The sequence below is a fragment of the Corallococcus sp. EGB genome (assembly GCF_019968905.1).
Classification (GTDB): domain Bacteria; phylum Myxococcota; class Myxococcia; order Myxococcales; family Myxococcaceae; genus Corallococcus.
This window is the reverse complement of the sequence record NZ_CP079946.1, coordinates 8,627,676-8,646,884: the sequence shown is the minus strand read 5'-3', so window position 1 is coordinate 8,646,884 and position 19,209 is coordinate 8,627,676. Positions and strand designations below refer to the sequence as shown.

At 69.9% G+C, this 19,209-nt stretch carries 13 protein-coding genes; 8 read left to right on the top strand and 5 right to left on the bottom strand.

What is annotated here, in order from left to right; genetic code table 11:
- Positions 1–16: 16 nt before the first annotated feature.
- Positions 17–943: a DUF1684 domain-containing protein gene (locus tag KYK13_RS35235; RefSeq protein ID WP_223638917.1), complete on the bottom strand. Its 927-nt coding sequence runs from the start codon at positions 941–943 to the stop codon at positions 17–19.
- Between the two features lie 108 nt (positions 944–1,051).
- Here KYK13_RS35235 and KYK13_RS35230 point away from each other — a divergent pair, with 108 nt between their 5' ends.
- Together KYK13_RS35230 and KYK13_RS35225 are read left to right on the top strand one after the other, a co-directional pair.
- Positions 1,052–1,894: a 2-oxo acid dehydrogenase subunit E2 gene (locus KYK13_RS35230; protein ID WP_223638914.1), complete on the top strand. Its 843-nt coding sequence runs from the start codon at positions 1,052–1,054 to the stop codon at positions 1,892–1,894.
- Positions 1,895–1,922: 28 nt separating this feature from the next.
- The gene (locus KYK13_RS35225) at positions 1,923–2,153 is read left to right on the top strand and encodes a hypothetical protein (protein ID WP_223638912.1); all 231 of its coding nucleotides are present in this window, start codon (positions 1,923–1,925) and stop codon (positions 2,151–2,153) included.
- Positions 2,154–2,178: 25 nt separating this feature from the next.
- Here the strand turns inward: KYK13_RS35225 and KYK13_RS35220 are convergent, their stop codons facing one another.
- Positions 2,179–2,928 (bottom strand): SDR family NAD(P)-dependent oxidoreductase, encoded by a 750-nt coding sequence (locus tag KYK13_RS35220; RefSeq protein WP_223638909.1) that lies wholly within the window; start codon positions 2,926–2,928, stop codon positions 2,179–2,181.
- 145 nt (positions 2,929–3,073) lie between these two features.
- On the opposite strand from KYK13_RS35220, the gene KYK13_RS35215 reads away from it, so the two are divergent.
- Complete coding sequence (locus KYK13_RS35215) at positions 3,074–3,679, top strand: TetR/AcrR family transcriptional regulator (protein WP_223638907.1); 606 nt, start codon at positions 3,074–3,076, stop codon at positions 3,677–3,679.
- 93 nt (positions 3,680–3,772) lie between these two features.
- Entirely contained in the window at positions 3,773–4,342 is a 570-nt protein-coding gene (locus KYK13_RS35210) for a hypothetical protein (protein WP_223638905.1), read from the top strand.
- Between the two features lie 54 nt (positions 4,343–4,396).
- Here the strand turns inward: KYK13_RS35210 and rsgA are convergent, their stop codons facing one another.
- Positions 4,397–5,485, bottom strand: a complete 1,089-nt coding sequence (gene rsgA / locus KYK13_RS35205; RefSeq protein ID WP_223638903.1) for a ribosome small subunit-dependent GTPase A — start codon at positions 5,483–5,485, stop codon at positions 4,397–4,399.
- A gap of 357 nt (positions 5,486–5,842) precedes the next feature.
- Here rsgA and KYK13_RS35200 point away from each other — a divergent pair, with 357 nt between their 5' ends.
- Entirely contained in the window at positions 5,843–6,580 is a 738-nt protein-coding gene (locus KYK13_RS35200) for a MerR family transcriptional regulator (protein ID WP_223638901.1), read from the top strand.
- Between the two features lie 77 nt (positions 6,581–6,657).
- Here the strand turns inward: KYK13_RS35200 and KYK13_RS35195 are convergent, their stop codons facing one another.
- Together KYK13_RS35195 and KYK13_RS35190 are read right to left on the bottom strand one after the other, a co-directional pair.
- A complete protein-coding gene (locus KYK13_RS35195) occupies positions 6,658–7,452 on the bottom strand; it encodes a hypothetical protein (RefSeq protein ID WP_223638898.1) in 795 nt (264 codons plus the stop codon).
- Between the two features lie 160 nt (positions 7,453–7,612).
- Positions 7,613–8,323 (bottom strand): transglycosylase domain-containing protein, encoded by a 711-nt coding sequence (locus tag KYK13_RS35190; protein ID WP_223638895.1) that lies wholly within the window; start codon positions 8,321–8,323, stop codon positions 7,613–7,615.
- A gap of 160 nt (positions 8,324–8,483) precedes the next feature.
- Here KYK13_RS35190 and KYK13_RS35185 point away from each other — a divergent pair, with 160 nt between their 5' ends.
- The 3 genes from KYK13_RS35185 (at position 8,484) to KYK13_RS35175 (ending at position 19,135) form a co-directional block, all read left to right on the top strand.
- On the top strand, positions 8,484–9,383 hold the full coding sequence (locus KYK13_RS35185) for a hypothetical protein (protein ID WP_223638892.1): 900 nt from the start codon (positions 8,484–8,486) through the stop codon (positions 9,381–9,383).
- Positions 9,384–9,608: 225 nt separating this feature from the next.
- Positions 9,609–17,042 (top strand): HAMP domain-containing protein, encoded by a 7,434-nt coding sequence (locus tag KYK13_RS35180; RefSeq protein ID WP_223638889.1) that lies wholly within the window; start codon positions 9,609–9,611, stop codon positions 17,040–17,042.
- Positions 17,043–17,161: 119 nt separating this feature from the next.
- Positions 17,162–19,135 (top strand): PAS domain S-box protein, encoded by a 1,974-nt coding sequence (locus tag KYK13_RS35175; RefSeq protein WP_223638886.1) that lies wholly within the window; start codon positions 17,162–17,164, stop codon positions 19,133–19,135.
- Positions 19,136–19,209 lie beyond the last annotated feature (74 nt).

Sequence of the window (19,209 nt, the reverse complement as noted above, 5' to 3'; positions counted from 1 at the left end):
GTGGTGTTTCAAGGGCTCAGTGGTCGCCCGCGCGCTTCTCGCCTGCCTCCACGCGCACGGCCAGGCGGTTGCCGCGCGGAGGCAGCGGGCAGGTGGCGAAGCGCGTGAAGGCGCAGGGCGGGTTGTAGGCGCGGTTGAAGTCCAGCACGACGCGCCCGTCCTTGTCCGGCAGCGGCGCTCCGAGGAAGCGGCCGGCGCCGTAGGTGGTGTCGCGGTTCGTCTCGTCGCCGAAGATGATGAACAGCTCGTCCGACCCCTCCTCCAGGACGGGCATCAGGCGGTACTCCTTGCCCGCCACCGTGAAGACGAGCGTGCCGGCGGACTTCATCTCCTCCGCGTACCCCAGCACCGTGGGCACGCTGAGCGTGCGAGGCTTTTCGTCCGGCACCAGCCGCGCCTCCACCTTCCACGCCTCGCTCGCCGGATACGTTGGGATGCCATGGAATTGCTTGCGCGCCGCGGCCTCTGAATCCTTCACCCGCACGCCCAGCCGGTCCTGCCGGCGGATGATCTGAAAGCTGACACCTTCCAGCCGCACCACATCCGGCGCGCCCTTCTCGTCTGTCTTCAGCGCTCCTCCCGCGAACGGTTTGCCCTCCAGCGTGAAGGCCGCGCCCGGGGCGGGCTGGAAGCTCACGGTGTCGCCGTGACGCACGAAGGTGCCCGCCTTGGACGGCGCCGGCGCGGGCAGGGGCACCTCGCTGTCGGGCGCGGAACCGGCCGTCTGCTCGCCCTCCTTCAGCCACGTGAGCCCCACCAGCGTGAGCCAGCCGTCCGGCGACGTCAGGCGTTGCAGCCGCTCCGCGTGCCACGCCTGGGTGGCGGCGGAGACGTCCTCCGCGGGGGCCTTCTTCTGCGCCGTCTGCGCGGCGGGCTTGGGGAGGGGCTTCGCGGGGGGCGAGGTTTGCAGGGCCAGGGACAGGACCAGGGCGAGGGTGCTCATGCGGATGGGCCTCGAAGAAGGGCGTGGAGCGCTGGGGGAGATGTCTAACAGGAGCCGGCTTTCGTTGCGCGCGGTGCTCCCGCCGTGCGAAGCCTGGGGAACCTATCCGTGAACCTGGACCTCCACCCCGCGTCTGAAGCCAGTGCCCTGCGCAAGCTCGCGCTGGGGGCGTGGCGCGCGCCCCGCGACCCCAGCGCCTACGCGTCGCTGGAGGTCCGCATGGAGCCGGCGCTCGCGTTCATGGCCACGCACCGCACGCGCACGGGCCGCCGGCTGACGGTGACACACCTGGTGGCGAAGGCCGCGGCGGACGCGCTGCGCCGCTACCCGGAGGCCAACGTCGTGCTCCGGGGCCAGCGCCCGTGGCTGCGCGAGGACGTGGGCGTCTGCGTGCTGGTGGTGCAGCCTGCGGCCGGTGCGTCGCGCGTGGACCTGACCACGGCCACGGTGCACCGCGCGGATGAGAAGTCATTGGAGGCGCTGGCGGACGCCATGGAGGCGCGGGTGTCACGGGTCCGCGCGCGCGAGGACGTGGAGATCGAGCGGGGCAAGCGCCGCTCGTCGCTCCTGCCCGGCTGGTTGATGGGGCCCGCGCTGCGGCTGTTGTCCTTCGTCTGGTACGGCCTGAACGTGGACCTGCGCCGGGTGGGCATGCCGTTTGACCCGTTCGGCTCGGTGGCGGTGACGAACCTGGGCTCGCTGGGGCTGGAGCAGGGCTTCGTCGCCATGGTGCCCTACACGCGCGTGCCGCTGCTCCTGGCGCCCGGGCGCGTGCGGGACGTGCCCGTGGTGGAGGCTGGCGCACTGGTGCCCGGCAAGGCGATGACGCTCACCTGCACCTGGGACGCGCGCCTCATCGACGTGGACCTGGCCGCGCGGGTGCTCCGGCACATCGGCGGCGCGCTGGAGGATCCCCGGGGGTGGGATGCACCAGGGACCGAAGCGCGGTAGAACGGGGCGTCATCCGGAGGTCAGCGCCATGTCCGTGGATCCCTATCGCCGCGTCGGCTCGTCCCGTCCCATCGGGCGGGTGCTGAGCGGGCAGGACCGCTTCGAGAAGGAAGCCCTGGAGGGGCCTCCGGAAGGCCCCCTCGCCATGGACCGCCGCCAGCGCATGGCCGGCGGCCCGCTGCCGGTGAACGGCGAGAGCCCCTTCGCCGCGAAGCTGCGCAAGCTGGCCGCGTCCAACCCGGACGGCAAGGCGGACTGAGGCGCCTGCCTTCGCGCGCCGGGCCTCAGACCTGTCCGGCGCCGCCGTCCACGAAGAGCTCCGCGCCGTTGACGAAGCTGCTGTCGTCCGACGCCAGGAACAGCGCCGCCTTCGCCACCTCGTCCGGCTGCCCCATGCGGCCCAGCGGGATGAGGCTGGTGAGGAACTCCTTCAGCTGCGTCGCCCCCGCCGCGTCGGGCGCCAGCCCGTTGAGTCCCGGCGTGTCGATGGGGCCCGGGCTGAGCGTGTTCACCCGGATGCGCCGCCCCTTCAAATCAGACGCCCACGTGCGCGCGAACGAGCGGATGGCCGCCTTCGTCGCCGCGTAGACGCTGAACGCCGCCGAGCCGTCCGAGCCCGCCGTGGAGCCCGTCAGGACGATGGAGCCGCCGTCCTTCAAGAGCGGCAGCGCCTTCTGCACCGTGAACAGCGTGCCCTTCACGTTGACGTTGAACGTCTGGTCGAAGTGCGCCTCCGTGATGGAGCCCAGCGCTGCGAACTCGCCCAGGCCCGCGTTGGCGAACACCACGTCCACGTGCCCCGCGTCCTCCTTCACCCGCGCGTAGAGCCGGTCCAGGTCCGCCATCACGGACACGTCCCCGCGCACGCCCACCGCGCCGTGGCCAATCTCATGCACCGCCCGGTCCACCTCCGCCTGCCGGCGCCCGGTGAGGAACACCTTCGCCCCCTCCTGCGCGAAGCGCTTCGCCGTCGCGAAGCCGATGCCCGTGGTTCCACCCGTGACGACCGCCACCTTCCCGTCGAGCCTGCCCATGGTCCTGCTCCTTGCTGTGGGGGCCCCTGACGGACCCTGTGAAGCGCCAGCCCACCTGCTCCCCGTGTCGCCGAGGAGTTATGGACTTTGTGGTCCATATCTAAGAATGGTGGACCGAACGGTCAATAACTTTTAATTTCGGGTCATGGCTCGGCCTCGGACATTCGATGAAGCGCAGGTGCTGCGGGCGGTGCGCGACCAGTTCTGGAGCAAGGGCTACGCGGCGACCTCCATGGATGACCTGATGCAGGCCACGGGGCTGGGCAAGGGCAGCCTCTACGGGGCCTTTGGCGACAAGCATCAGCTCTTCTTGAAGGTGTTCGACGCGTACTGCGTGAGCTCCCTGGAGTCGGTGAAGAAGACGCTGGAGGGCCCGGACGCCGGGGCGCTGGAGCGGCTGCGCCGGTTCATGCTGGGAGCGGCCACCGCGTCAGCGGCGCCCGCGAACCGGCGCGGGTGCCTGCTGGCGCGGGGCACGTCGGAGCTGGCGTCGCAGGACGCGCAGGTGGCGGACCGGGCGCTGGAGACCTTCCAGGGGCTGGAGGCCGCGTTCGTGCGCTGCCTGGAGCAGGCCAGGGCGCATGGGGACCTGGCGGCCCACGCGGACCCGAGGAGGTGGGGCGCCATGTTGCTCGCGGTCTTCCGCGGGCTGGAGGCCGTGGGCAAGGCGGGCATGGATGAAGCCCACCTGCGCGGCATGGTGGAGACGGCGTTCGAGGGGCTGCCCGCCACGCCGAGGCGGCGCCGCTAGGACCGCCCCTCTTCCGGTGACCCCCGCCTTCGGGCTAGGCACGGGGACCTGACCGCTGGTGCCGGCGGTCACTCACCGGGACTGGGGGTACTGATGCGCAAGGTACACGCGGTGGCGGCGTCGATGGCGGTGCTGATGCTGGGGCAGACGGGCTGCTATCGGACGAGCATCGTCACGAGCCTGCGGCCGGAGCCCACGGTGCATCAGGACCGGCAGTGGTTCACGGTGGCGGGCCTGGTGCCCGTGTCCCGTCCCCCGGGCAGCGAGTGCAGGAACGGCGTCGCGTGGGCGCAGAGCCGTGTGACGCCCGGGGACTTCCTCATCCAGGCGGGCCTGGCGGTGGCGGGCGCGCTGGTGGGAGGCGCGGTGTGCGCGGGCGGCCACCGGACGGACGAGGAGCGCGGCAACTGCGCCGCGGTGGGCATGCTGCTGCCCTCGGTGCTGGTGGGCTCGCGCACCGTGGCGTACGCCTGCGCGTCGGAGTACCAGGACGTCAACCCGCGCCAGGACCTGTCGGGCCAGGGCTCGGGCTCGGAGACGCCGCTCCGTGTCCCGGACGAGGGGAACATGCCGGAGGAGGGCGAGGTCCCGGTGCCGCGGACGCCGACCCCTCCGCCGCTGCCGCCTCCCGGCGCGGTGCCGGAGTCGAGCCCCGGGCTCTGAGCCATCTCCGGACGCGGCGCGCGAAGGCTCCCGCGCCGCGCCCGGAAGGTCTGTCTATTCGCCGCGCCGCTTCGAGCGTGTGCGCGCCCAGCCCGCGTTGGACTGGTTGCGTTGCGCCCGCTTGTGCTCGCGTTGCGCGGCGGCGTCCGTCTGGCGGTGCTGGAAGGCCTGTTCGCGCAGGAGCTTCTCGAAGCTCGCGCGCCGCTCCTCGGTGAGCGTGCCGTCCTCCACCGCCGCCCTCACCGCGCAGCCCGGTTCGCCCTGGTGGCCGCAGTTGCTGAAGCGGCAGCCGGTGGCCAGCGCGAGCACGTCCGCGAAGGCCTGGGCCAGCCCCTCCTCTTCGTCGCCCCACAGGCCCAGCTCGCGCATGCCGGGTCCGTCGATGATGAGGCCGCCGTGCTCCAGCACGAACAGCTCGCGGTGCGTGGTGGTGTGACGGCCCTTGTCGTCCTCCGGCCGCACGGGCTGGGTGACGAGCTTCGCGGCGTCCAGCAGCCGGTTGGTGAGCGTGGACTTGCCCACGCCGGACGAGCCCAGCAGCACGCCCGTCCTGCCGGGAGGAACCCGGGCGCGCACGCCCTCCACGCCCAGGCCGGTCCTCGCGCTCACCGCGAGCACGTCCACGCCGGGCGCCAGGGCCTCCACCTCCAGGACCCGCGCCGTGGCGTTGTCCGCGAGGTCCGCCTTGCTCAGGAGCACGACGGGCGTGGCGCCGCTGTTCCAGGCGAGGGTGAGGGCGCGCTCGATGCGGCGGGGGTTGTAGTTGCCGTCCAGCGCCGCGACGAGGAACACCACGTCCACGTTGGCGGCGATGAGCTGGCCGTCGTGTTCGCTGCCCGCCTCGCGCCGCTTCAGGAGGCTGCGGCGGGGCAGCACGGTGTGCATCAGCGCCTCGCCGTCACCGGACGCGGGCGGTTGCAGGAGGACCCAGTCGCCCACGGTGGGCAGGGCCTCCACGCCCTGGGCCTGATGGAGGAGGCGCCCGGCCGCGCGAGCGAGGAAGGCCGCGCCCGCGGTCTGCACGGTGAGCAGTCCCCGCTGCTGGCGCACGACGCGCCCGGGGACGAGGGAAGAAGACTGCGAGACGAGTGAGGTCAGCGCGAGGTCGAGGTCGGGACCCCAACCGAGGGTTTCGAGTGACACGTGAGGAACTCCGGACAGCGCGATGCCACGGACGCGCGGGAGGCGACTCCCGGGCGCCGGGCGTGAAGGAGGCGGGGCTCGCGCTGCGACGGACGACGGTGCTGCGACCGGCTCAGCGGATGGGCGCCCGCGTGGCGGACAGGGCCGCGACGGCGACAAGGGGCGGGGTCATCTGGACAGGCCTCCTCGAGGGTGCTCGGAAACTCCGGCGGACATCGCCGTTCCGTGCGGGGGACCCTAGCAATTCCCGGCGGCGGCTGGCCACCCCGTGCGTTTTCCCCCTTGAACCTCACGCGACGTGAGGTTGTAGCCATCCCATCCAGTCACGCGAAGGCCATGGCTGGAAAGGGGTGAGGCATGCAGCACACGGAGCTGAAGGTGGGAGAGCTGGCCCGGCGCACGGGGCTGTCCATCCGTGCGCTGCACCATTACGACGAGATTGGCTTGCTCAAGCCCTCGGCGCACACGGCGTCGGGGCACCGGCTCTACACGGCGGCGGACATCGCCCGCCTGAGTCACATCCTGTCGCTCAAGCAGCTCGGGTTCTCGCTGGAGGAGATTTCCGAGACGTTGGGCCGGGCGGACTTCTCCGCCCTGCGCGTGGTGGAGCTGCGGCTCCAGCGGGCCCGGGAGCAGCTGGCGGAACAGCGTCAGCTCTGCGACCGCCTGGATTCCCTCGCACGGCAGCTGCGCGCGGCGGAGCCGGTCTCCGCCGACGACTTCCTGAGGACCATCGAAGCCATGACCCTGTTCGAGAAGCACTACACCCCGGAGCAGTTGAAGGAGCTGGAGGCCCGCCGCCAGGCGATGGGCGACGAAGCCATCCAGCAGGTGGAGGCCGAGTGGCCCCGCCTCATCGCGAGCATGCGCGAGCAGATGGAGCAGGGCGCAGACCCCGCCTCCGAGCCGGTGCGCGCCCTGGCCACGCGCTGGCGCGAACTCATCCGCGCCTTCACGGGAGGCAACCCCGGCATCGAGAAGTCGCTCCAGAAGATGCACCAGCAGGAGCCCCAGCTGGCTCAGCGCCAGGGCCGCGACCCGAAGCTCATGGAGTACGTGGGCCGCGCCATGGCCTGTCTGGACGCGCCGAAGTAACGCCAGACATGGCGACAGCCGTCAGCGGAAGGGCTGGCGGCTGTCGTCGTCATTCAATGGCATCCGAACGGGGAGGACTACTGGCCGTCGACGGTGCCGGTCGAAGAACCGCTGGTCCCGCCGGTGCCCGTGCCGCCCACGCCGCCGATGGTGCCACCGGAGCCGCTGGTGCCGGAGCCGCCGACGCCGCCCGTGCCGGTCGTGCCGCTGGTCCCGGTGCCGCCCGCGCCCGTGCCACCCCCCGTGCCGCCCGGGGTGATGACGGTGGAGCCGCTGCCCTCGGTGCCAGGCACGGTGGTGGTGGAGCCGGTGCCGGTGCTGGTGCCCGTGCCCCCGTAGGTACCGGTGCTGGTTCCGGCGCCGCCGCCCACGGTGCCGGTGCTGGTGCCCGTGCCGCCGTAGGTCCCGGTGCTGGTGCCCGTGCCCGAGCCGCCGTAGGTGCCGGTGCTGGTGCCCGTCGACGGCGCGGTGCTCCCGGTGCCGTAGGTATCCATGCCGGAGCCGGTCGTGCCGGTGCCGGTGCCGGTGCCCGTGCCGATGCCATTGGTCCCGGTTCCGCCGGTGCCGGAAGTGGTGCCGGTACCGGTGCCGGTGGTGCCCGGAGTCGGGTTCACGCCGGTGCCGGAGCCGCCCGTGCCGGTGTTGCCTGTCTGTACGCCCGTCGAGCTGGTGGTGCCGGGCGAGTACGTGCTGCCGGAGCCAGCGGTGCCCGTCGAACCGTTGTTGATCATCTCCGGAGAGCCGCCCGTGGACCCGGACGTCGTCCCGGTGCTCGAACCGGTGCTCGAACCTCCGCCCGCCTGCTGGGCGAGCGCGCTGGTGGAGAGCAGGAAGCTGAAAGCCAATGCCGCGGTGCCAATGGAGCGTCGCATGTGAAGAACCCTTTCCGTCGCTTGAGGCGTAAAGGTGTGTGCTTCACCCGACAGGGCAACCCGCTGAAAGGAGCCGGCACATGGCAGCCCGGCAGCTCGCAGGTCGGTCATGGGACGAAGCGTGCGGGACACGGGGTGCACGGATGCGGCCGCTGCGCGGTCATGGCGGTGGGCAGGGATGCTGCGCGGGAGGCGGGAGGCTCAGGACGACAGGCCCGGCACGCGCCTCCGCTTCCTCTTCGGGTGTCAGCATTCCGGCCAGGCGCATGTGGCGCAGCTGCCCATCCCTGCGTGGCTGAAGCCGGTCGATGAAACATTCAGGATGGCTCCGCGACCGTGGATCCTCAATCATCGTCACGAGCAGCGCCGCCTCCGCCAGCGAGAGGTCCGAAGCCTCCTTGCCCAGGTAGTGCCGGGCCGCTTCGGGTAGATCATGGAGGCCGTGCCCCAGCGGCATCCGCCGCGCCTTGAAAGCCAGCAACTCCTCCGCCGACCAGTGACGCGTGAGCCAGATGCCCAACGTCAACCGCTCACTCCACCGAGGAGGAGGCGAACCGTCCGGGCTCCATTGCCGGGCGACCGTGTCCGCGAGCGTCCATCCCGGAGGTACGTGCATCGATGAAGGCCTGGACACGATGTTGCGCGCGACGGTCCACACGGCGGTCCAGGTCCACGCGGGCTCCACCGTCATCGCGCCCTCGCGCTCGAACAGGCTCCAGTACACCCGGGCGACGTTCGCGGGCAGCCGGTCGGTGGCGTCCGGCGGGGTGGGGAGCGAGGGAAGCCTTCGCAGCGACACCTGGTACGCCCCCTCCACCGCGGCCAGGAATACCATCCACATGAGGCCCAGCCCGCACAGTCCGAGGCCCACGAGCCGCATCCGCCGACGGAGACGAAGTGAGAGAGGCATGCCCTCCGCGGATTGCAGGGCATGTGCCAGGTCCAAGGTGTCCAGCAGGCGGGCATTCGTGTCGCGGTGAGCAGTCTTCGCCCCGTTTCTGTGCTGTCCTCCGTTCCAGGAAGGAGCGTGCGTGAGCGGACGGGAGGGGCACCTGCTGACGGGCCGCAAGAGCGTGCGCGGCGCGCGAAGCATGAGCGCCCGCGCATGGCCGCTCACGCTCGTCATCGCCGCGGGCCTGGGCCTGCTGCTCTACGTCGCCACCACCAGCCTTCCGTATCTCATCGCCTCTCCCGCCGGGGACGCGCACCTGGGCGCGCTCAATGATTGTCTGGCGCGGCAGCTGGAGGGGGCCACGCGGCTGGGCTGGGCCGTGGCGCCGGATGCGTCGCGCGCGGCGGTGTTCGCGCCTCGCGTCGTCGCGGTCTGCGGCACGGACGGTTCGCACTCGCGGCTGGAGGTCCCAGGCACCACCGCGCTCGCCTTCGACGGCGAGGGCCGCCTGTGGGCCGCCGCCGGAGGCCACCTGCTGCGTGAACGAAACGGCGCGCTCCTGCCGGTGGGGGACATCGCTCCCCCGGAGTGGCTGATCGGCCACGCGGGCGGTGTCGTCGCGCTGGATGCCGCGGGCCAGCTCGTCTCCGTGGCGCCGGATGGCAAGGTGCTGGGCCAGGCGCAGGTGCCGGGCCCGGGAGGCCGCCTGTCCGTGGGCCCTGGCGGCACGCTGGCCGCGGTGGAGTGGGGCGGCGGCGTCCTCGTCTACGACGCGCGCACGCTGGAGCTCGTGCGGGCGGAGGCTCCGTGCACCGTGGAGTTCCTGTGGTGGCTCGACAGCACGGATCAGGTCCTGCTGGCCTGTGGCGGGCCTGCTTCCCAGGACGCACCGGGGCCTGCCGCGCTCCGCTACGACGTCCGCACCGGCGCTCGTGAAGAGGTGCCCGCACGCACGCGCGCGCCTGCCCGAAGGCTCTCGGGGCGAGCGTTGTATGTGCAGGGGTGCGACGGCTTCCCGTGCACGGCCTCACCTCCCTGAAACTGTTATGGGAGGGCTTCTCCCCGGGCCGGTGGTGACGTCGCTCCGGGGCTTTCGGGGATGGCTGGACCCGTGCCCGGGCACGTCGTTCAGTGCCCGACACAGCGGGCCTTTCCACCTCGGCTTTACATTCGACAAGTCCGCGAACTCATTGGACGTTCCTGGGATCGCGGGCGGGTTTGCAGCACCGGTCGCAACGCTTTTCGCCGATCAGGGGTTTCACTCGTGGACGACACCAAGGTTTCCAGCTCCTCCGCTCCCCGCAAGCGCGCCAATGGCCGAAAGACGGCCGGGACGCCGGCACCTCAGGACGCTGGCCTTCCTGGCACCCGGTCTCAAGCCAACATCGCGGCCAACCGGCTGAGCGACGTGGAGGCGGCGCGCACCGAACCCGCGTCCGGCCGCCGCGCCCCCGCGCGAAGCCGCAACGGCAACAGCCGCCCGGCCGCGGACGACGGCCTGCGCCCCGGCGGTCCGCCTCCGCTCCAGCAGCTGCTGGCGGCGCTCCGGGCCGTCCAGGCCGGTGACTTCACCGTGCGGCTGCCGTCGGGCGCGCAGGACGTGGTGATGGATGAGATCGCCCGCGCGTTCAACGCGGTGGTGACGCTCAACTCCAACCTCACCCACGAAATCGTCCGCGTGGAGCGCGTCGTCGGCCGCGAGGGCCGCATGGGCGAGCGCGTCTCCCTGGGCGACGTGAAGGGCGACTGGGCCACCAGCGTCCAGTCCATCAACGCCCTCATCGGCGACCTGGTGCAGCCCACCACGGAGGTCGCTCGCGTGCTGGTGGCGGTGGCCGAAGGCGACCTCACCCAGAAGATGGCGCTGGAGATCGACGGCCAGCCCGTGAAGGGCGAGTTCCTCCGCATCGGCACCACCGTGAACGCGATGGTGGATCAGCTCAACAGCTTCGCCGCCGAAGTGACGCGCGTCGCGAAGGAGGTGGGCACCGAAGGCAAGCTGGGCGGCCAGGCCGACGTGAAGGGCGTGTCCGGCGTGTGGAAGGACCTCACGGACAACGTGAACGTCCTCGCCGGCAACCTCACCGCGCAGGTGCGAAACATCGCGGAGGTCACCACGGCCGTGGCCCGCGGCGACCTGTCCCGGAAGATCACCGTGGACGTGAAGGGCGAGGTCCTGGAGCTCAAGAGCACCATCAACACGATGGTGGATCAGCTCAACAGCTTCGCCTCCGAAGTGACCCGCGTGGCGCGCGAGGTGGGCACGGAAGGAAAGCTGGGCGGTCAGGCCGCGGTGTCCGGCGTGTCCGGCACGTGGAAGGACCTCACGGACAACGTGAACTTCATGGCCTCCAACCTCACGACGCAGGTGCGCGGCATCGTGAAGGTGGTGACGGCGGTCGCCAACGGCGACCTCACCCAGAAGCTGATGGTGCCGTCGCAGGGGGAGATCGCCGCGCTGGGCGCCACGCTGAACAACATGACGGACACGCTCAACGTGTTCGCGCAGCAGGTGACCAGCGTCGCGCGCACGGTGGGCGTGGAGGGCAAGCTGGGCGCCCAGGCCCAGGTGCCCGGCGCCGCGGGGACGTGGAAGGACCTCACGGACAACGTGAACCTGATGGCGTCCAACCTCACCAGCCAGGTGCGCAACATCGCGGAGGTCTCCACCGCCGTCGCCAATGGCGACCTGTCCCGGAAGATCACCGTGGACGTGAATGGCGAGGTGCTGGAGCTCAAGAGCACCATCAACACGATGGTGGACCAGCTCCGCGCGTTCGCCGCGGAAGTGACGCGCGTCGCGAAGGAAGTGGGTACGGACGGCAAACTGGGCGGTCAGGCCGCGGTGCCCGGAGTGGGCGGCACGTGGAAGGACCTCACGGACAACGTGAACAGCATGGCCTCCAACCTCACCACCCAGGTGCGCAACATCGCCCTGGTGACGACGGCGGTGGCCACCGGTGACCTGTCCAAGAAGATCACCGTCGACGCACGCGGAGAGATCCTCGAGCTGAAGAACACCATCAACACGATGGTGGACCAGCTCAACAGCTTCGCCTCCGAAGTGACCCGCGTGGCCCGCGAGGTGGGCACGCACGGCAAGCTGGGCGGTCAGGCGGAAGTGAAGGGCGTGTCCGGCACGTGGAAGGACCTCACGGACAACGTGAACTTCATGGCGTCCAACCTCACCACCCAGGTGCGCGGCATCGCCAAGGTGGTGACCGCGGTCGCCAACGGCGACCTCACGCAGCGCCTGAAGATGGAGGCCAAGGGCGAGGTCGCGGAGCTCGCGGACACCATCAACGCGATGACCCAGACGCTCTCCATCTTCGCGCAGCAGGTGACGGACGTCGCGCGCACGGTGGGCGTGGAAGGCAAGCTGGGCGCCCAGGCCGTGGTGCCGGGCGTCGCGGGCACCTGGAAGGACCTCACGAACAACGTGAACCTCCTGGCGAACAACCTGACGGATCAAGTCCGCAACATCGCCGAGGTGACGACGGCGGTCGCGAAGGGCGACCTGTCCCGCAAGATCACCGTGGACGCGAAGGGCGAGGTGCTGGAGCTCAAGAGCACCATCAACACGATGGTGGACCAGCTCCGCGCGTTCGCCGCCGAAGTGACCCGCGTCGCGAAGGAGGTGGGCACGGACGGCAAGCTGGGCGGCCAGGCCGACGTGAAGGGCGTGTCCGGAGTGTGGAAGGACCTCACGGACAACGTGAACAGCATGGCCTTCAACCTCACCACCCAGGTGCGCGGCATCGTCAAGGTGGTGACGGCGGTGGCCGACGGCGACCTGTCCCAGAAGCTGGTGATGGAGGCCAAGGGCGAGATCGCCGCGCTCGCGGACACCATCAACGCGATGACCCAGACGCTGTCCGTCTTCGCGCAGCAGGTGACGGACGTCGCGCGCACGGTGGGCGTGGAGGGCAAGCTGGGCGCCCAGGCCGAAGTGCCGGGCGTCGCGGGCACGTGGAAGGACCTCACGAACAACGTGAACCTGCTGGCCAACAACCTCACGGCCCAGGTGCGAAACATCGCGGAGGTGACCACGGCGGTCGCGAACGGCGACCTGTCCAAGAAGATCACCGTGGACGCGAAGGGCGAGGTGCTGGAGCTCAAGAGCACCATCAACACGATGGTGGACCAGCTCCGTGCGTTCGCCGCGGAAGTGACGCGCGTCGCGAAGGAAGTGGGTACGGAAGGCAAGCTGGGCGGTCAGGCCGACGTGAAGGGCGTGTCCGGTGTGTGGAAGGACCTCACGGACAACGTGAACGTCCTCGCCGGCAACCTGACGGACCAGGTGCGCAACATCGCCAAGGTCACCACGGCGGTGGCCAACGGCGACCTGTCCCAGAAGATCACCGTGAGCGTGAAGGGCGAGGTGCTGGAGCTGAAGAACACCATCAACACGATGGTGGACCAGCTGCGCGCCTTCGCCTCGGAGGTGACGCGCGTCGGTAAGGAAGTGGGTACGGAGGGCAAGCTGGGCGGCCAGGCCGCGGTGCCCGGCGTCGCGGGCGTGTGGAAGGACCTCACGGACAACGTGAACGTCCTCGCCGCGAACCTCACGGACCAGGTGCGCAACATCGCCAAGGTGACCACCGCGGTGGCCTACGGCGACCTGTCGCAGAAGATCTCCGTGGAGGCGAAGGGCGAAATCCTGGAGCTCAAGAGCACCATCAACACGATGGTGGACCAGCTGCGCGCCTTCGCTTCCGAAGTGACGCGCGTCGCGAAGGAAGTGGGTACGGACGGCAAGCTGGGTGGCCAGGCCGCGGTGCCGGGCGTCGCCGGCACGTGGAAGGACCTCACGGACAACGTGAACAGCATGGCCTCCAACCTCACCAGCCAGGTGCGCAACATCGCCCTGGTGACCACGGCGGTGGCCAACGGCGACCTGTCCAAGAAGATCACCGTGGACGCGAAGGGCGAAATCCTGGAGCTGAAGAACACCATCAACACGATGGTGGACCAGCTCAACAGCTTCGCCTCCGAAGTGACCCGCGTGGCGCGCGAGGTGGGCGCGGAAGGAAAGCTGGGCGGTCAGGCGGAAGTGAAGGGCGTGTCCGGTACGTGGAAGGACCTCACGGACAACGTGAACTTCATGGCCCGCAACCTCACCACCCAGGTGCGCGGCATCGTGAAGGTGGTGACCGCGGTCGCCAACGGCGACCTCAAGCAGAAGCTGGTGGTGGACGCGAAGGGCGAGGTGGCCGCGCTCGCGGAGACCATCAACAACATGACCGACACGCTGGGCATCTTCGCGGAGCAGGTCTCCACGGTGGCCCGCGAGGTGGGCGTGGAAGGGAAGCTGGGCGGACAGGCCCGGGTGCCCGGTGTGGCCGGCACGTGGAAGGACCTCACGGACAACGTGAACTTCATGGCCTCCAACCTCACCACCCAGGTGCGCGGCATCGTGCGCGTGGTGACCGCGGTGGCCAACGGCGACCTGACCCAGAAGCTCATCGTGGACGCGAAGGGCGAAGTCGCGGCGCTCGCGGACACCATCAACAACATGACCGACACGCTGGGCACCTTCGCGGAGCAGGTCTCCACGGTGGCCCGCGAGGTGGGTATCGAAGGAAAGCTGGGCGGCCAGGCCCGCGTGCCCGGCGCTCGCGGCACGTGGCGGCAGCTGACGGACAACGTGAACCAGCTGGCCGGTACGCTCACCAGCCAGCTGCGCGCCATCTCCGACGTGGCCACCGCCGTGACCAAGGGCGACCTGACCCGCAGCATCACGGTCGTCGCCGAAGGCGAGGTCGCGGCGCTGAAGGACAACATCAACCAGATGATCGTCAACCTGCGTGAGACCACGCAGAAGAACCAGGAGCAGGACTGGCTCAAGACGAACCTGGCGAAGTTCAGCGGCATGATGCAGGGCCAGAAGTCCCTGGACGCCGTCAGCCGCCTCATCATGAGCGAGCTGACCCCGCTGGTGTCCGCGCACCACGGCGGCTTCTTCCTCTCCGACCCCGAGGGCGGCATCCCGTCCCTCAAGCTCACCAGCACCTACGCGTACCGGGAGCGCAAGCACCTGGCGAACCGCTTCCGCCTGGGCGAGGGCCTGGTCGGCCAGTGCGCGCTGGAGAAGAAGACCATCCTGCTGACGCGCGTGCCGTCGGACTACATCACCATCTCCTCCGGACTGGGCGAGGCCGCGCCGCTCAACATCATCGTCCTGCCCGTCCTCTTCGAGGGTGAGGTCAAGGCCGTCATCGAGCTGGCCTCGTTCCACCCGTTCAGCGCCATCCATCAGATCTTCCTGGATCAGCTGATGGAGAGCATCGGCGTGGTGCTCAACATGATCATGGCGAACATGCGCACGGAGACGCTGCTCGCCGAGTCGCAGCGCCTGACGCATGAGCTCCAGAGCCAGTCGCGCGAGCTCACCCAGCAGCAGGACGAACTCAAGCGCACCAACATCGAGCTGGAGGAGAAGGCCAAGGAGCTGGCGGACCAGAACACCCGCGTGGAGGAGAAGAACCGCGAGGTGGAGCTGGCGCGCGTCAGCCTGGAGGAGAAGGCGGAGCAGCTCACCATCATCTCCAAGTACAAGAGCGAGTTCCTGGCCAACATGAGCCACGAGCTGCGCACGCCGCTCAACTCGCTGCTCATCCTCGCGAAGCTCCTGTCGGACAACAAGGACGGCAACCTCTCCTCCAAGCAGGTGGAGTACGCCAACACCATCTACGCGTCCGGCGGAGACCTGCTCAGCCTCATCAACGAGATCCTCGACCTGTCCAAGGTGGAGGCGGGCAAGATGCAGGTGGAGCCCCGGGACATCGTCCTCACGGAGCTCAACCAGTTCATCGATCGCAGCTTCCGCCCGGTGGCGGACCAGAAGGGCCTCACCTTCCAGGTGGAGGTGCTCCCGGGCACGCCGCGCCACGTGCGCACGGATCCGCAGCGGCTGCAGCAGGTGCTCAAGAACCTGCTCTCCAACGCCTTCAAGTTCACCGACGAGGGCGGCGTGAAGCTCACCGTACGCCTGGCGGACAAGGGCATCCGCTTCGACCACGAGGCGCTGCGCCGCTCGCGCCACGTGCTGGCCTTCGCGGTGAAGGACACCGGCATCGGCATCGCCAAGGACAAGCAGCGCATCATCTTCGAGGCGTTCCAGCAGGCGGACGGCTCCACCGCCCGCAAGTACGGCGGCACCGGCCTGGGCCTGTCCATCAGCCGGGAGATCGCCAAGCTGCTGGGCGGAGAGATCCGCCTGGAGAGCGAGCCGGGCAAGGGCAGCACCTTCACCCTCTACCTGCCGCCGGAGTATCAGGGCGCGGACGAGGACGTGTCGCAGGGGGGGGACACCGCCAGCCGCGCGCTGGGGGCCCTGCCGGAGACGCTCGCTCCCCTGTCCACCGCCAGCACCTCCACGCCGCCGCCCATCGCGCCGCCGCCTCCAGCCCCAGTGTCGGAGCCGCAGGCCCACGTGCTGGACGCCGCGCTGCCTCCCCAGGTGGAGGGGGCGCACACGCCCGTCGTGGTGGAGGACGACCGCGACCTCATCCGCGAGGGTGACCGCACCTTGCTCATCATCGAGGATGACCTGAAGTTCGCCCGCATCATGGTGCAGATGGCGCGCGAGAAGGGCTTCAAGGCCCTGGTCGCCACGCGCGGTGACAGCGGCCTGTCCATGGCGCACGAGTACCAGCCGGACGCCATCACCCTGGACATCCAGCTGCCCGTGGTGGACGGCTGGAGTGTGTTGGATCGCCTCAAGCGCAACCCGCGCACGCGCCACATCCCCGTCCACATCATCAGCGTGATGGACAAGCACCTGGGCAACACCCAGGGCGCGTTCGGCTACCTGACCAAGCCCGTGAGCAAGGAGGGCCTGGAGCGCGTCTTCGGTCAGCTGTCGCGCTTCCTGGAGCGCCGCGAGCGCCGCCTGCTCGTCATCGAGGACGACGACGTGCAGCGCAGCAGCCTCACCCAGCTGCTCAGCGACGGCGGCGACGTCATCGTCACCGCGGTGGCGTCCGGCCAGGAGGCCCTCGGGAAGCTGGAGGAGAACGAGTACGACTGCCTCGTCATCGACCTCCTGCTGCCCGACATGGACGGCATCAAGCTGGTAGAGGAGGTGAAGACGCAGCAGCGCTTCCGCGACCTGCCCATCGTCGTCTACACCGGCCGTGAATTGACGCCCAAGGACGAGGCCCGTCTGCGGCGCTACACCGGCAGCGTCATCCTGAAGAGCGGCGCGAAGAGCCCCGACCAGCTGCTCAGCGACACCGCGCTCTTCCTGCACCGCCTGGATGAGAATCTTCCGGCGCGGGCGCGCGCGGCCCTGGCGCAGCGCAACGACCAGGACGCGCCGCTGGCCGGCAAGAAGGTGCTCCTGGTGGATGACGACATGCGAAACATCTTCGCGCTCACCAGCGTGCTGGAAAATCACAGCATGCAGGTCGTCTTCGCGGAGAACGGGCGGGCCGCCATCGAGCTGCTCGGCCAGAACCCCGACGTGGACGTCGTGTTGATGGACGTGATGATGCCGGAGATGGACGGCTATGAAACCATGCGTGCCATCCGCAAGGACCCCAAGTACGCCAGCCTCCCCATCATCGCCGTCACCGCGAAGGCGCTGAAGGATGACCGTGAGAAGTGCATGGCTGCCGGTGCGAGTGACTACCTGCCCAAGCCCGTGGATACAGACAAGCTCTTGGATCTCGTGCGGCTGTGGGTGAGTGCTTGAAACTCAACGTCGGCGATCCACCTTCGTACCCCCTTGGCACTTCCGTCTGGAAGGGGGCAGCCCTAGCCTTGTTCGCCGTGTCTCGGGTCTCCTGACCTACGCGCTCCCCCACCGCGCACATGAACTCCACAGAGCACACTCCGGAACGTCCCCAGGAAGCCGCGCCGGTCCCGCGCGCGGCCATCCTGATGGTGGACGACCATCCGGCCAACCTGCTGGCGCTGGAAGCCATCCTCGAGCCGCTCGGCCAGGACCTGGTGAAGGCCACGAGCGGTGAGGAAGCGCTCAAGCAACTGCTGCAGCGCGACTTCGCGGTCATCCTGATGGATGTGCAGATGCCGGGCCTGGACGGCTTCCAGACGGCGGCGCTCATCAAGCAGCGCGAGCGCACGCGCACCATCCCCATCATCTTCCTCACCGCGCTCAGCCGTGACGCGGCGCATGTCTTCAAGGGTTACGCGCACGGCGCGGTCGACTACCTGCTCAAGCCCTTCGACCCGGAAATCCTCCGCTCGAAGGTCAGCGTCTTCGTGGACCTGTTCCTCAAGGAGCAGCAGCTCCAGCGCCAGGCCGCCCTCCTGCGCCAGCGCGACCGCGAGGCCCTGGAGCGGCAGAGCGCGCTGCGCTACCGCCGGCTCACGGAGTCCCTGCCGGAGCCCATGTGGGCCGCGCGGGCGGACGGGGCGCTGACGTACGCGAACCGGGCCTGGCGGGATTACACCGGCCACCAGGAGGGGCATGAGCTGTCGCTCGCGTCCTTCCTCGAGGACGTGCACCCGGCGGACCGCGAGCGGATGCGCAGGGTGTGGGGCGAGTCGCTGGATCAAGTGCGCAACAGCTCGGAGGAGTTCCGGCTGCGGCGCAAGGACGGCGTCTACCGCTGGCACCTGGCGCGCGCGGTGCCCGAGCACGACGAGCACGGGCAGTTGGTGGGGTGGCTGGCCATCGCCACGGACATCGACGACAAGCGGCGCGCGGAGGAGGCGCTGGGCCGCTTCAAGACGACGCTGGACGCGACGCTGGACTGCGTCCTGATGTTCACCCCGGACACGCTCACGCTGGCGTACGCGAACGCGGGCGCGGCCAAGCAGCTGGCCGCTTCGGTGGAAGAGCTGGTGGGGCTGTCGGTGCTGGAGGTGGAGAGCGCCTTCGACGAGAAGGGCTTCCGCAAGCTGCTGGCGCCGCTGATGTCCGGCACGCTGCCGTCGCAGACGTACTCCACCAACCACCGCCGCCGCGACGGCACGGAGGTGCCGGTGGAGGTGGTGCTCCAGTACGTGGCGGAGGGCGAGGGCCCCGGCCGCTTCATCTCCGTGGCGCGCGACATCACCGAGCGGCAGCGCGCGGAGACGGCGCTGCGGCTGGCGAGCGAGGCGAAGGACGCGTTCCTCGCCGCCGCGAGCCATGAGCTGCGTACGCCGCTGGCCGCGGCGAAGGGCCACGCGCACCTGGCGCTGCTGAAGCTGGGGGGACAGACGGAGGCCGGCCCCGGCAAGTCGTTGCAGATCATCAACCGGCAGATCGACCGCATGGCGAAGCTGGTGGAGGACCTGCTGGACATCAGCCGGCTGCAGGCGGGGCGGTTGTCATTGGAGCTGGAGCCGTTCGACTTCTCGCAGCTGGTGCTGGAGACGCGGGACCGCATGGCGGTGCTGTCGCAGACGCACGAGCTGAAGGTGGAGGTCCCCGAGCGCCTGGAGGGCACGTGGGACCGGGGGCGGTTGGACCAGGTGCTGACGAACCTGTTGTCCAACGCCATCCGCTATTCGCCGGAGGGAGGCCAGGTGCTGGTGCGCCTGGTGGCGGAGGGCGACACGGGCGTGCACCTGTCCGTGAAGGACGAGGGCGTGGGCATCCCCAGCGAGAAGCAGCGCCTCATCTTCGAGCGCTTCGGGCGCGCGCACGGCAGCAAGTACGGGGGCCTGGGGTTGGGGCTCACCATCAGCCAGGGCATCGTGGAGCAGCACGGCGGGCGCATCTGGGCGGAGTCCTCGGGGAAGGCGGGCCAGGGCTCCACCTTCAACGTCTGGCTGCCCCGGCGCACGGAGGCCCAGGCCGCGACGCCGACGGAGTCCTCGCGCACGCCGAGCTGATCCTCCGCGCGTCGGGTGGGGACGCGGCCTGCGTCCCATCCGGACGCGGCACAAAGGGCCCGTGTCTCTGGACG

Coding starts and splice junctions, on each gene's coding strand:
- KYK13_RS35215 (WP_223638907.1), top strand. CDS start 3,074: ATGGCTCGGCCTCGGACATTCGATGAAGCGCAGGTGCTGCGGGCGGTG.
- KYK13_RS35225 (WP_223638912.1), top strand. CDS start 1,923: ATGTCCGTGGATCCCTATCGCCGCGTCGGCTCGTCCCGTCCCATCGGG.
- KYK13_RS35175 (WP_223638886.1), top strand. CDS start 17,162: ATGAACTCCACAGAGCACACTCCGGAACGTCCCCAGGAAGCCGCGCCG.
- KYK13_RS35220 (WP_223638909.1), bottom strand. CDS start 2,928: ATGGGCAGGCTCGACGGGAAGGTGGCGGTCGTCACGGGTGGAACCACG.
- KYK13_RS35195 (WP_223638898.1), bottom strand. CDS start 7,452: ATGCGACGCTCCATTGGCACCGCGGCATTGGCTTTCAGCTTCCTGCTC.
- KYK13_RS35200 (WP_223638901.1), top strand. CDS start 5,843: ATGCAGCACACGGAGCTGAAGGTGGGAGAGCTGGCCCGGCGCACGGGG.
- KYK13_RS35235 (WP_223638917.1), bottom strand. CDS start 943: ATGAGCACCCTCGCCCTGGTCCTGTCCCTGGCCCTGCAAACCTCGCCC.
- KYK13_RS35210 (WP_223638905.1), top strand. CDS start 3,773: ATGCGCAAGGTACACGCGGTGGCGGCGTCGATGGCGGTGCTGATGCTG.